This window comes from Escherichia sp. E14V7, assembly GCF_004212225.1.
Lineage (GTDB): Bacteria > Pseudomonadota > Gammaproteobacteria > Enterobacterales > Enterobacteriaceae > Escherichia.
On the sequence record NZ_RHJJ01000009.1, the window covers coordinates 1 to 12870 of the forward strand.

At 53.3% G+C, this 12870-nt stretch carries 13 protein-coding genes and 1 tRNA gene; 10 read left to right on the top strand and 4 right to left on the bottom strand.

The genetic code is table 11. The annotated features are described in order from the left end of the window. Nucleotides 1-28 precede the first annotated feature (28 nt). Nucleotides 29-104 (top strand) — tRNA-Trp (locus tag D9741_RS10695). Between the two features lie 95 nt (nt 105-199). Here D9741_RS10695 and hdfR read toward each other — a convergent pair. Continuing rightward, on the bottom strand, nt 200-1039 hold the full coding sequence (hdfR, locus tag D9741_RS10700; RefSeq protein WP_130219563.1) for an HTH-type transcriptional regulator HdfR: 840 nt from the start codon (nt 1037-1039) through the stop codon (nt 200-202). Between the two features lie 118 nt (nt 1040-1157). On the opposite strand from hdfR, the gene maoP reads away from it, so the two are divergent. Further along, on the top strand, nt 1158-1496 hold the full coding sequence (gene maoP, locus D9741_RS10705; protein ID WP_000841001.1) for a macrodomain Ori organization protein MaoP: 339 nt from the start codon (nt 1158-1160) through the stop codon (nt 1494-1496). 24 nt (nt 1497-1520) lie between these two features. Here maoP and D9741_RS10710 read toward each other — a convergent pair whose 3' ends face one another. After that, on the bottom strand, nt 1521-3041 hold the full coding sequence (locus D9741_RS10710) for a YifB family Mg chelatase-like AAA ATPase (RefSeq protein WP_130219561.1): 1521 nt from the start codon (nt 3039-3041) through the stop codon (nt 1521-1523). A gap of 350 nt (nt 3042-3391) precedes the next feature. On the opposite strand from D9741_RS10710, the gene ilvL reads away from it, so the two are divergent. From ilvL to ilvA, 7 genes are all read left to right on the top strand, one after another. Then, complete coding sequence (gene ilvL, locus D9741_RS10715) at nt 3392-3490, top strand: ilv operon leader peptide (protein WP_001311244.1); 99 nt, start codon at nt 3392-3394, stop codon at nt 3488-3490. A gap of 86 nt (nt 3491-3576) precedes the next feature. Next, on the top strand, nt 3577-3627 hold the full coding sequence (gene ilvX / locus D9741_RS10720; protein WP_001387183.1) for a peptide IlvX: 51 nt from the start codon (nt 3577-3579) through the stop codon (nt 3625-3627). Nucleotides 3628-3629: 2 nt separating this feature from the next. Then, nucleotides 3630-5276, top strand: a complete 1647-nt coding sequence (gene ilvG, locus D9741_RS10725; protein ID WP_130219559.1) for an acetolactate synthase 2 catalytic subunit — start codon at nt 3630-3632, stop codon at nt 5274-5276. Next, nucleotides 5273-5536, top strand: a complete 264-nt coding sequence (gene ilvM, locus D9741_RS10730) for an acetolactate synthase 2 small subunit (RefSeq protein ID WP_000983255.1) — start codon at nt 5273-5275, stop codon at nt 5534-5536. The genes ilvG and ilvM overlap by 4 nt, the downstream gene beginning before the upstream one ends. Before the next feature lie 19 nt (nt 5537-5555). Further along, nucleotides 5556-6485: a branched-chain-amino-acid transaminase gene (gene ilvE, locus D9741_RS10735; RefSeq protein WP_000208520.1), complete on the top strand. Its 930-nt coding sequence runs from the start codon at nt 5556-5558 to the stop codon at nt 6483-6485. Between the two features lie 64 nt (nt 6486-6549). Further along, on the top strand, nt 6550-8400 hold the full coding sequence (gene ilvD, locus D9741_RS10740; protein WP_130219557.1) for a dihydroxy-acid dehydratase: 1851 nt from the start codon (nt 6550-6552) through the stop codon (nt 8398-8400). A 2-nt stretch (nt 8401-8402) separates the two neighbouring features. Continuing rightward, the gene (gene ilvA, locus D9741_RS10745) at nt 8403-9947 is read left to right on the top strand and encodes a threonine ammonia-lyase, biosynthetic (protein WP_044867235.1); all 1545 of its coding nucleotides are present in this window, start codon (nt 8403-8405) and stop codon (nt 9945-9947) included. Nucleotides 9948-9998: 51 nt separating this feature from the next. On the opposite strand, the gene ilvY is transcribed toward ilvA, so the two are convergent. After that, entirely contained in the window at nt 9999-10892 is an 894-nt protein-coding gene (gene ilvY, locus D9741_RS10750; protein ID WP_000365791.1) for an HTH-type transcriptional activator IlvY, read from the bottom strand. Between the two features lie 149 nt (nt 10893-11041). Between ilvY and ilvC the strand changes: the two genes are divergently transcribed. Then, nucleotides 11042-12517 carry a ketol-acid reductoisomerase gene (gene ilvC, locus D9741_RS10755; RefSeq protein WP_130219555.1) on the top strand — a complete coding sequence of 492 codons (1476 nt, stop codon included), beginning with the start codon at nt 11042-11044 and terminating at the stop codon, nt 12515-12517. 45 nt (nt 12518-12562) lie between these two features. Here ilvC and ppiC read toward each other — a convergent pair whose 3' ends face one another. Further along, the gene (gene ppiC / locus D9741_RS10760) at nt 12563-12844 is read right to left on the bottom strand and encodes a peptidylprolyl isomerase PpiC (RefSeq protein ID WP_001140251.1); all 282 of its coding nucleotides are present in this window, start codon (nt 12842-12844) and stop codon (nt 12563-12565) included. Between the last annotated feature and the right edge of the window lie 26 nt (nt 12845-12870).

Consider the following 12870-nt stretch of genomic DNA (forward strand, 5'->3'; position numbering starts at 1 on the left):
GAGTCCCGTCCGTTCCGCCACCCTAATTAGGGGCGTAGTTCAATTGGTAGAGCACCGGTCTCCAAAACCGGGTGTTGGGAGTTCGAGTCTCTCCGCCCCTGCCAGAAATCATCCTTAGCGAAAGCTAAGGATTTTTTTTATCTAAAATAACCCTCTCCGAAGTAAATCCTTCCACCGGCGTCCTTGCCAGCCATTCAGATTAATACACTTCATCCAGTACGTTAATTTTTAATAGATCTCGAATCAGCGCGTGTTTGTCGCTATTTTGCAGCCATATGGCATAGAGCGGCCGTGAAAGTGTTGTACTGTCGACCACAGTATGCAAACCGCCTTTTTTGCGCGCCCAACTTACCGGTAGCCAGGTGCAGCCATTAAGCATTTCAATCTGTTGTTGTGCCAGTTCAGCAGAACTGGTTGTCAGGATAGGAACTTCATCAGCACCGATCAAACCTGCCTCATGCTGTTGAAAATCCGGTCCCCATTCCAGACGCAGATAGTTAAGATCACCCTTTAACTTAGAGGGGGCGCTGGCATAGAGCGCTAAAGTGAAATGTCCCAATAACTGGCTACTAAATTCGTCCATTTTGGGCGCTTCAGTGGTAATAAGAAGATCAAGTTGACGTTCATGTAGCTGTTTTACCAGAGACTGTCGTTGGGCAATCCGCGCTTCAAATTGCAGGCCTGTGTGGGCATCCTGATTCTGATACAAGCGCCCCAGCCACTGATTAAGCATACACTCCCACAGCGAGGCGCTGGCACCAATAGAAAACTCATTATGTCGTGAGGTATGCGCCACCTCCTTGCGGGCGGCCTGCCAGGTGCTCATTAGCGTTTCTGCATAAGGCAGAAGCTTTTCTCCGGCAGCGGTTAAACGGATATTGTTTCTGTGGCGGGTGAAAAGATTCACACCCAGTTGATTTTCCAGTTGTCTGATTCGAAAGCTCACGGCTGATTGGGTCAGATAGAGCGATTCAGCAGCTCGACCAAAGTGACGCGTTCGGCTAACTTCCAGGAAAGTTTTTAACAATTCCGTATCCACAGTGCTCTCCGCAAAATTATTTGTCGTTATGATTTAAATGTTTTGTTTTACACTCTGTCAAGCGTAACTAATACTCCGCGCCATAACTAGCTCGGTCAAAGAATTAGGAGCGTGCAGGATGGCGGAAAGCTTTACGACGACTAATCGATATTTCGACAATAAACATTATCCACGTGGATTCTCTCGTCATGGTGATTTCACCATCAAAGAGGCACAACTGCTTGAACGTCATGGTTATGCCTTCAATGAGCTGGATCTCGGCAAACGCGAGCCGGTTACCGAGGAAGAGAAACTCTTCGTAGCAGTATGCCGTGGCGAACGTGAGCCAGTGACAGAAGCAGAACGCGTGTGGTCCAAGTATATGACGCGTATTAAGCGTCCAAAACGTTTTCATACCCTTTCCGGCGGTAAACCGCAGGTTGAAGGAGCTGAAGACTACACCGATTCCGACGATTAATAAAAAGGGCGAAATGCCCTTTTTTTATGTCAGCAGTTTTTGCAAATGGATGAGCAAGCGGTCAATCGCACGATAGCTAACTGCCTCCTGCAAATGCTGCCGTGTGATAATGTCAGATTGATCAATATCAGCAATGGTTCGTGCAACTTTCAGTAACCGCTGCCAGGCACGAATCGATAATCCCAGATGGATCAGCGTTTCTTCCAGCCACTGCGCATCTGCGCTCTCAAGCTTGCAGAATTGGCGTATTTCCGGGCTATCCAGCCAGGCATTCAGTTTATTCTGCCGCTTAAATTGGCGCTCTCTGGCGGCCATTACACGTTGTTTAACGGTGGCGCTGCTTTCTCCCGGCACTACCGTTTTACTCAAAATGCCGGGGGGCGGTAGTGGGATCTCCAGTGAGAGGTCAAAGCGGTCGAGAAAGGGCCCCGAGAGCCGGTTGAGATAACGTAATGTTTGTTCTGGTGTGCAGCGGTTATGGTTTCCCTGATAATGTCCGGTAGGGCTGGGATTCATCGCCGCGACAAGCTGGAAACGGGCCGGATAGGTTATTTTGGCCCGCGTGCGTGAAAGATGGATCTGTCCAGACTCAATGGGTTCCCGCAAGGCATCCAATGTACGCCGTTCAAATTCAGGTAGCTCATCCAGAAAAAGCACGCCGTTATGCGCCAGCGAAATTTCACCTGGCCCTGGAATTGCACCACCGCCCACCATCGCAGTTAACGACGCACTGTGATGCGGTGAGCGGAACGGGCGCTGCCGCCATTGTTTTTGCACTGACTCGGCACTCACCAGGCTTAATATTGCGGCACTTTCCAGAGCTTCTTCATTACTTAAATCTGGCAATAAGCCATTAATACGGCTGGCGAGCATTGTTTTACCTGTTCCTGGTGGCCCAATCAGTAAAAGGTTGTGGCCCCCTGCGGCGGTAATTTCCAGCCCTCGCTTTCCTTGCTCCTGACCGACAACATCACTGAGATCATGTTGTAATATCCGGGATGCAACATCAGTTGGTGACGGGCGTTCGAGAGCATGCTTACCTTCCAGAAACGCACAGACAGCCTGCAGATGATCGGCTATCAGGCATCCTTCACCGTTAATTAGCCCCACTTCATCTTCGTTATCTTTCGCGACGATAATTTTTCTGCCCGACTTAATGGCTTCAGTTGCACTGGAGATTGCGCCAGGAACGCCGCGCAGAGCGCCTGTAAGCGCCAGTTCCCCGACTAATTCATATTCATGCAACTTATTGGCTGTAAGCTGTTCAGAGGCTGCCAGCAAAGCAACAGCGATAGGTAAATCATATCGCCCTCCTTCTTTCGGCAGGTCGGCTGGTGCAAGGTTAATGGTGATTTTTTTTGCCGGATATTCATATCCGCTATTGATAATGGCGCTGCGCACGCGATCGCGTGCTTCTTTTACCGTTGTTTCTGGTAAGCCCACCATCGTTAATCCTGGTAGACCTTTACTGATATGAACCTCAACAGTGATCGGGGGAGCGTTTACCCCCAGAGCCGCACGAGTATGAACAATTGACAGTGACATAAGCCCTCCTTGAGCCACCATTATGTGCATAAGAGATCACTGCTGTAGTCTGCCAAATTGCGTTAATTAGCGGCTGATTCCCGTTTATTTATGCAACGTGATCTGAGTTGTATGAGTGATGGAATAACTCTCGCAAAAATGAGAAGTAAAAAAATTAGCCTCTGAGTGAGGGCAAGAAATATACGGAAATTGAATTTTTTTCACTCACCTTTTTTTATATAAAAAACAATGCTTTTTATCGAAATGATTGGGAATACAACAAAACGTGATTAAAAAATATCTTGTGCCATTCGCAAAATCTATGGTAACTCTTTAGGCATTCCTTCGAACAAGATGCAAGAAAAGACAAAATGACAGCCCTTCTACGAGTGATTAGCCTGGTCGTGATTAGCGTGGTGGTGATTATTATCCCACCGTGCGGGGCTGCACTTGGACGAGGAAAGGCTTAGAGATCAAGCCTTAACGAACTAAGACCCCCGCACCGAAAGGTCCGGGGGTTTTTTTTGACCTTAAAAACATAACCGAGGAGCAGACAATGAATAACAGCACAAAATTCTGTTTCTCAAGATTCAGGACGGGGAACTAACTATGAATGGCGCACAGTGGGTGGTACATGCGTTGCGGGCACAGGGTGTGAATACCGTTTTCGGTTATCCGGGTGGCGCAATTATGCCGGTTTACGATGCATTGTATGACGGCGGCGTGGAGCACTTGCTGTGCCGACATGAGCAGGGAGCGGCAATGGCGGCTATCGGCTATGCCCGTGCTACTGGCAAAACTGGCGTATGTATCGCCACGTCTGGTCCGGGCGCAACCAACCTGATAACCGGGCTTGCGGACGCGCTGTTAGATTCCATCCCTGTCGTTGCCATCACCGGTCAGGTGTCCGCACCGTTCATCGGTACCGACGCATTTCAGGAAGTGGATGTCCTGGGATTGTCATTAGCCTGTACCAAACACAGCTTCCTGGTACAGTCGCTGGAAGAGTTGCCGCGCATCATGGCTGAAGCATTCGAAGTTGCCAGCTCAGGTCGTCCTGGTCCGGTTCTGGTCGATATCCCAAAAGATATCCAGTTAGCCAGCGGCGATCTGGAACCGTGGTTCACCACCGTTGAAAACGAAGTGACTTTCCCACATGCCGAAGTCGAGCAAGCGCGCCAGATGCTGGCAAAAGCGCAAAAACCGATGCTGTACGTTGGGGGTGGCGTGGGTATGGCGCAGGCAGTTCCTGCTTTACGTGAATTTCTCGCTGCCATAAAAATGCCTGTCACCTGCACGCTGAAAGGGCTGGGTGCAGTTGAAGCGGATTATCCGTACTATCTGGGGATGCTGGGGATGCACGGCACCAAAGCGGCAAACTTCGCGGTGCAGGAGTGCGATTTGCTGATCGCCGTGGGCGCACGTTTTGATGACCGGGTGACCGGCAAGCTGAACACCTTCGCACCGCACGCCAGTGTTATCCATATGGATATCGACCCGGCAGAAATGAACAAGCTGCGTCAGGTGCATGTGGCATTACAGGGTGATTTAAATGCTCTGTTACCAGCATTACAGCAGCCGTTAAATATCAATGACTGGCAGCAATACTGCGCGCAGCTGCGTGATGAACATGCCTGGCGTTACGACCATCCCGGTGATGCTATCTACGCGCCGTTGTTGCTAAAACAACTGTCGGATCGTAAACCTGTAGATTGCGTTGTGACCACAGATGTGGGGCAGCATCAGATGTGGGCTGCGCAGCACATCGCCCACTCTCGCCCGGAAAATTTCATCACCTCCAGCGGCTTAGGCACTATGGGATTCGGTTTACCGGCAGCGGTTGGCGCGCAAGTCGCACGACCGAACGATACCGTCGTCTGTATCTCCGGTGACGGCTCTTTCATGATGAATGTGCAAGAGCTGGGCACCGTAAAACGCAAGCAGTTACCGTTGAAAATCGTCTTACTCGATAACCAACGGTTAGGGATGGTTCGACAATGGCAGCAACTGTTTTTCCAGGAACGATATAGCGAAACCACCCTTACCGATAATCCCGATTTCCTCATGTTAGCCAGCGCCTTCGGCATCCCTGGCCAACACATCACCCGTAAAGACCAGGTTGAAGCGGCACTCGACACCATGCTGAACAGTGATGGGCCATACCTGCTTCATGTCTCAATCGACGAACTTGAGAACGTCTGGCCGCTGGTGCCGCCTGGTGCCAGTAATTCAGAAATGTTGGAGAAATTATCATGATGCAACATCAGGTCAATGTATCGGCTCGCTTCAATCCGGAAACCTTAGAACGTGTTTTACGCGTGGTGCGTCATCGTGGTTTCCACGTCTGCTCAATGAATATGGCCGCCGCCAGCGATGCACAAAATATAAATATCGAATTGACCGTTGCCAGCCCACGGTCGGTCGACTTACTGTTTAGTCAGTTAAATAAACTGGTGGACGTCGCACACGTTGCCATCTGCCAGAGCACAACCACATCACAACAAATCCGCGCCTGAGCGCAAAAGGAATATAAAAATGACCACGAAGAAAGCTGATTACATTTGGTTCAATGGGGAGATGGTTCGCTGGGAAGACGCGAAGGTGCATGTGATGTCGCACGCGCTGCACTATGGCACCTCGGTTTTTGAAGGCATCCGTTGCTACGACTCGCACAAAGGACCGGTTGTATTCCGCCATCGTGAGCATATGCAGCGTCTGCATGACTCCGCCAAAATCTATCGCTTCCCGGTTTCGCAGAGTATTGATGAGCTGATGGAAGCTTGTCGTGACGTGATCCGCAAAAACAATCTCACCAGCGCCTATATCCGTCCGCTGATCTTCGTCGGTGATGTTGGCATGGGCGTAAACCCGCCAGCGGGATACTCAACCGATGTGATTATCGCTGCTTTCCCGTGGGGAGCGTATCTGGGCGCAGAAGCGCTGGAGCAGGGGATCGATGCGATGGTTTCCTCCTGGAACCGCGCAGCACCAAACACCATCCCAACCGCGGCAAAAGCCGGTGGTAACTACCTCTCTTCCCTGCTGGTGGGTAGCGAAGCGCGCCGCCACGGTTATCAGGAAGGTATCGCGTTGGATGTGAATGGTTACATCTCTGAAGGCGCAGGCGAAAACCTGTTTGAAGTGAAAGACGGTGTGCTGTTCACCCCACCGTTTACCTCCTCCGCGCTGCCGGGGATTACCCGTGATGCCATCATCAAACTGGCGAAAGAGCTGGGAATTGAAGTGCGTGAGCAGGTGCTGTCGCGCGAATCACTGTACCTGGCGGATGAAGTGTTTATGTCTGGGACAGCGGCAGAAATCACGCCAGTGCGCAGCGTAGACGGTATTCAGGTAGGTGAAGGCCGTTGCGGCCCGGTTACCAAACGCATCCAGCAAGCCTTCTTCGGCCTCTTCACTGGCGAAACCGAAGATAAATGGGGCTGGTTAGATCAAGTTAATCAATAAATACAAAAAATGGGACGGCACGCACCGTCCCATTTACGAGACAGACACTGGGAGTAAATAAAGTATGCCTAAGTACCGTTCCGCCACCACCACTCATGGTCGTAATATGGCGGGTGCTCGTGCGCTGTGGCGCGCCACCGGAATGACCGACGCCGATTTCGGTAAGCCGATTATCGCGGTTGTGAACTCGTTCACCCAATTTGTACCGGGTCACGTCCATCTGCGCGATCTCGGTAAACTGGTCGCCGAACAAATTGAAGCGGCTGGCGGCGTTGCCAAAGAGTTCAACACCATTGCGGTGGATGATGGGATTGCCATGGGCCACGGGGGGATGCTTTATTCACTGCCATCTCGCGAACTGATCGCTGATTCCGTTGAGTATATGGTCAACGCCCACTGCGCCGACGCCATGGTCTGCATCTCTAACTGTGACAAAATCACCCCGGGGATGCTGATGGCTTCCCTGCGCCTGAATATTCCGGTGATCTTTGTTTCCGGCGGCCCGATGGAGGCCGGGAAAACCAAACTGTCCGATCAGATCATCAAGCTCGATCTGGTTGATGCGATGATCCAGGGCGCAGACCCGAAAGTCTCTGACTCCCAGAGCGATCAGGTTGAACGTTCCGCTTGCCCAACCTGCGGTTCCTGCTCCGGGATGTTCACCGCTAACTCGATGAATTGCCTGACCGAAGCGCTGGGCCTGTCGCAGCCGGGTAATGGCTCGCTGCTGGCAACCCACGCCGACCGTAAGCAACTGTTCCTCAACGCTGGTAAACGCATTGTTGAGCTGACCAAACGTTACTACGAGCAGGATGATGAAAGCGCCCTGCCGCGTAACATCGCCAGCAAAGCGGCGTTTGAAAATGCCATGACGCTGGATATCGCGATGGGCGGCTCTACCAACACCGTTCTCCACCTGCTGGCGGCGGCGCAGGAAGCGGAAATCGACTTCACCATGAGTGATATCGACAAGCTTTCGCGTAAAGTCCCGCAGTTATGCAAAGTTGCGCCGAGTACCCAAAAATACCATATGGAAGATGTTCACCGGGCTGGTGGGGTTATCGGCATTCTCGGCGAACTGGATCGCGCGGGATTACTGAACCGTGATGTGAAAAACGTACTTGGCCTGACGTTGCCGCAAACGCTGGAACAATACGACGTTATGCTGACCCAGGATGACGCGGTAAAAAATATGTTCCGCGCTGGCCCAGCGGGCATTCGTACTACACAGGCATTCTCGCAGGATTGCCGTTGGGATTCTCTCGATGACGATCGCGCAAACGGCTGTATCCGCTCGCTGGAACACGCCTACAGCAAAGACGGTGGTCTGGCGGTGCTCTACGGTAATTTCGCAGAAAACGGCTGCATCGTTAAAACCGCAGGCGTGGATGACAGCATCCTCAAATTCATCGGCCCGGCGAAAGTATACGAAAGCCAGGACGACGCGGTAGAAGCGATTCTCGGCGGCAAAGTTGTCGCGGGCGATGTTGTGGTGATCCGCTACGAAGGTCCGAAAGGCGGGCCGGGTATGCAGGAGATGCTCTATCCGACCACCTTCCTGAAATCGATGGGCCTCGGCAAAGCCTGTGCGCTGATCACCGATGGCCGTTTCTCCGGCGGGACTTCCGGTCTCTCCATCGGCCACGTCTCGCCGGAAGCGGCAAGCGGCGGCAGCATTGGCCTGATTGAAGACGGCGATCTTATCGCTATCGACATTCCGAACCGTGGCATTCAGTTGCAGGTAAGCGATGCCGAACTGGCGGCGCGTCGTGAAGCGCAGGAAGCCCGTGGCGACAAAGCCTGGACGCCGAAAAACCGTGAACGCCAGGTTTCCTTTGCCCTGCGCGCTTATGCCAGCCTGGCAACCAGCGCCGACAAAGGCGCGGTGCGCGATAAATCGAAACTGGGGGGTTAATAATGGCTGACTCACAACCCCTCTCCGGCGCCCCGGAAGGTGCCGAATATTTAAGAGCGGTGCTACGCGCACCGGTCTACGAGGCGGCGCAGGTCACGCCGCTACAAAAAATGGAAAAGCTCTCGTCGCGTCTTGATAACGTCATTCTAGTGAAGCGCGAAGATCGCCAGCCAGTGCACAGCTTTAAGCTGCGCGGCGCATACGCCATGATGGCGGGCCTGACGGAAGAACAGAAAGCGCATGGCGTGATCACCGCCTCGGCGGGTAACCACGCGCAGGGCGTGGCGTTTTCTTCCGCACGGTTAGGTGTGAAGGCGCTGATCGTCATGCCAACCGCCACCGCCGACATCAAAGTCGATGCGGTGCGCGGCTTCGGTGGCGAAGTGCTGCTTCACGGCGCAAACTTTGATGAAGCGAAAGCCAAAGCAATTGAACTGTCGCAGCAGCAGGGCTTCACCTGGGTACCGCCGTTCGATCATCCGATGGTGATCGCCGGGCAAGGCACGCTGGCGCTGGAACTGCTCCAGCAGGACGCCCATCTTGATCGCGTATTTGTACCGGTCGGCGGCGGCGGCCTGGCGGCGGGTGTAGCAGTGCTGATCAAACAGCTGATGCCGCAAATCAAAGTGATCGCCGTGGAAGCGGAAGACTCCGCCTGCCTGAAAGCGGCGCTGGATGCCGGTCATCCGGTTGATTTGCCGCGCGTAGGGCTGTTTGCTGAAGGTGTTGCGGTAAAACGCATCGGCGATGAAACCTTCCGTTTGTGCCAGGAGTATCTCGACGACATCATCACCGTCGATAGCGATGCTATCTGTGCGGCGATGAAAGACCTGTTCGAAGATGTGCGCGCGGTGGCGGAGCCGTCTGGCGCGTTGGCGCTGGCGGGAATGAAAAAATATATCGCCCAGCACAACATTCGCGGCGAACGACTGGCGCATGTACTTTCGGGGGCAAACGTCAATTTCCACGGTCTGCGCTACGTCTCGGAACGCTGCGAACTGGGCGAACAGCGTGAAGCGTTGCTGGCGGTGACCATCCCGGAAGAAAAAGGCAGCTTCCTCAAATTCTGCCAGCTACTTGGCGGGCGTTCGGTCACTGAGTTCAACTACCGCTTTGCCGATGCCAAAAATGCCTGCATTTTTGTTGGCGTGCGCCTGAGCCGCGGCCTCGAAGAGCGCAAAGAAATTTTGCAGATGCTCAACGACGGCGGCTACAGCGTGGTAGATCTCTCCGACGACGAAATGGCGAAGCTGCATGTGCGCTATATGGTCGGCGGACGTCCATCGCATCCGTTGCAGGAACGCCTCTACAGCTTCGAATTCCCGGAATCACCGGGCGCGCTGCTGCGCTTCCTCAACACGCTGGGTACGCACTGGAACATTTCTCTGTTCCATTATCGCAGCCACGGTACCGACTACGGGCGCGTATTGGCGGCGTTCGAACTTGGCGACCATGAACCGGATTTCGAAACCCGGCTAAATGAGCTGGGCTACGATTGCCACGACGAAACCAATAACCCGGCGTTCAGGTTCTTTTTGGCGGGTTAGGGAAAAATGCCTGATGGCGCTTCGCTTATCAGGCCTACTCACGCGTCAACGTTATTTGTGGTTGGGTAAAATCTTCCAGAACGCTTCAATCAGTGGCTCATGCAGCCGCTTTTTTTGTGCACAAACGCCCAGCTCAAACGGCGTTTTCTCATCGCTACGCTCTAAAATCATTACACGGTTACGCACCGGTTCGGGGCTGTTTTCCAGCACCACTTCTGGCAACAAGGCCACGCCGCAACCGAGCGCCACCATCGATACCATCGCTTCATGCCCGCCAACCGTGGCGTAAATCATCGGGTTGCTGATTTTATTGCGTCGAAACCACAGTTCAATACGGCGGCGTACCGGTCCTTGATCGGCCATGATAAACGGCACTGTAGACCAGTCGGGCTTCTCTACCGAAACCTGATTACGCACCGGGCAGGGTAGCGCGGGGGCAATCAGCACTACTGCCAGATTCTCCAGCATCGAAAACGCCACTGCGCCGGGCAAGGTTTCCGGTTTACCCGCAATCGCCAGATCCGCTTCTCCCGTGACCACTTTTTCCATTGCATCTGCCGCATCACCGGTAGTGAGTTTGATCTCCACCGACGGGTGTTCCGCGCGGAAGCGATCCAGAATCGGCGGCAGATGGCTGTAGGCAGCGGTGACCGAGCAGAAGATATGCAGCTCGCCGGAGAGCGACGGACCTTGCTGATCGATGGTGTGGCGCAATTGCTGATACTGCAACAGTGTTTGCTGGGCGAAAACGCGCAGCTCTTCGCCCGCTTCCGTCAGCGTTACCGTGCGGTTATCGCGCACAAACAGCGGCTGACCGAGATCTTCTTCCAGCCGCTGAATCTGACGCGAAAGCGTGGACGGGCTAACGTGCATCGCCCGCGCACTACGGCCAAAATGACGGCTTTCCGCCAGATGCAGGAAGGTTTTCAGATCGCGTAAATCCAATGGCGCAGCCCTCAATGTTGACGTTGCAGAAATTGCAATGTGACGTTGTGAATATATCAATTTCCGCAATAAATTTCCTGTCATATAGTGAATTCAATCTCGCAAACGCGAACCGAACAATAAGAAGCACAACATCACGAGGAATCACCATGGCTAACTACTTCAATACACTGAACCTGCGCCAGCAGCTGGCACAGTTGGGCAAATGTCGCTTTATGGGGCGCGACGAATTCGCCGATGGCGCGAGCTACCTTCAGGGTAAAAAAGTGGTCATCGTCGGCTGCGGCGCACAGGGTCTGAACCAGGGCCTGAACATGCGTGATTCAGGTCTGGATATCTCTTACGCCCTGCGTAAAGAAGCGATTGCCGAAAAGCGCGCATCCTGGCGTAAAGCGACCGAAAACGGTTTTAAAGTTGGCACTTACGAAGAACTGATCCCGCAGGCGGATCTGGTTGTTAACCTGACGCCAGACAAGCAGCACTCTGATGTAGTGCGCACCGTACAGCCGCTGATGAAAGACGGCGCGGCGCTGGGTTACTCGCACGGTTTCAACATCGTGGAAGTGGGCGAGCAGATCCGTAAAGACATCACCGTGGTGATGGTTGCGCCGAAATGCCCAGGCACCGAAGTGCGTGAAGAATACAAACGTGGATTCGGCGTACCGACGCTGATTGCCGTTCACCCGGAAAACGATCCGAAAGGCGAAGGCATGGCGATCGCTAAAGCATGGGCGGCAGCAACCGGTGGTCACCGTGCGGGCGTGCTGGAATCGTCCTTCGTTGCGGAAGTGAAATCTGACCTGATGGGCGAGCAAACCATCCTGTGCGGTATGTTGCAGGCGGGCTCTCTGCTGTGCTTCGACAAGCTGGTGGAAGAAGGCACCGATCCGGCATACGCAGAAAAACTGATTCAGTTCGGTTGGGAAACCATCACCGAAGCGCTGAAACAGGGCGGCATCACCCTGATGATGGACCGTCTGTCTAATCCAGCGAAACTGCGAGCTTATGCGCTGTCAGAACAACTGAAAGAGATCATGGCACCGCTGTTCCAGAAACATATGGACGACATCATCTCTGGCGAATTCTCCTCCGGCATGATGGCGGACTGGGCCAACGACGATAAGAAACTGCTGACCTGGCGTGAAGAGACCGGCAAAACCGCGTTTGAAACCGCGCCGCAGTATGAAGGTAAAATCGGCGAGCAGGAGTACTTCGATAAAGGCGTACTGATGATCGCAATGGTGAAAGCGGGCGTTGAACTGGCGTTCGAAACCATGGTTGATTCCGGCATCATTGAAGAATCTGCTTACTATGAATCACTGCACGAACTGCCGCTGATTGCCAACACCATCGCCCGTAAGCGTCTGTACGAAATGAACGTGGTTATCTCTGATACCGCCGAGTACGGTAACTATCTGTTCTCTTACGCCTGTGTGCCGCTGCTGAAACCGTTTATGGCAGAGCTGCAACCGGGCGATTTGGGTAAAGCTATTCCGGAAGGCGCGGTAGATAACGCGCAGCTGCGTGATGTGAATGAAGCCATTCGCGGTCATGCGATTGAGCAGGTAGGTAAGAAACTGCGCGGCTATATGACGGATATGAAACGTATTGCTGTTGCGGGATAATAGCGATTCAGAGTTCAAGGCCTTCTCCCGGAGAAGGCCTTGCTATTAGTTACGGTACAGCACCTTAATGATGTGGTAACCGAACTGGGTGTGCAGCGGGCCGGTTGGCTCCAGTACCGGACAAGAGAACACCACTTTATCGAACGCCGGAACCATCTGACCCTGGCGGAATTCACCTAAATCACCGCCGCGTTTGCCTGACGGGCAAATGGAGTGTTTCTTCGCCAGCTTGCCGAAATCGGCACCGTTCTTAATCTGCTCGAGAAGATCCAGAGCCAGTTTCTCTTCTTTTACAAGGATATGCAGTGCTGCTGCTGTTTTTGCCATGATCGTGCCTTGAGTGGTAAGGATGA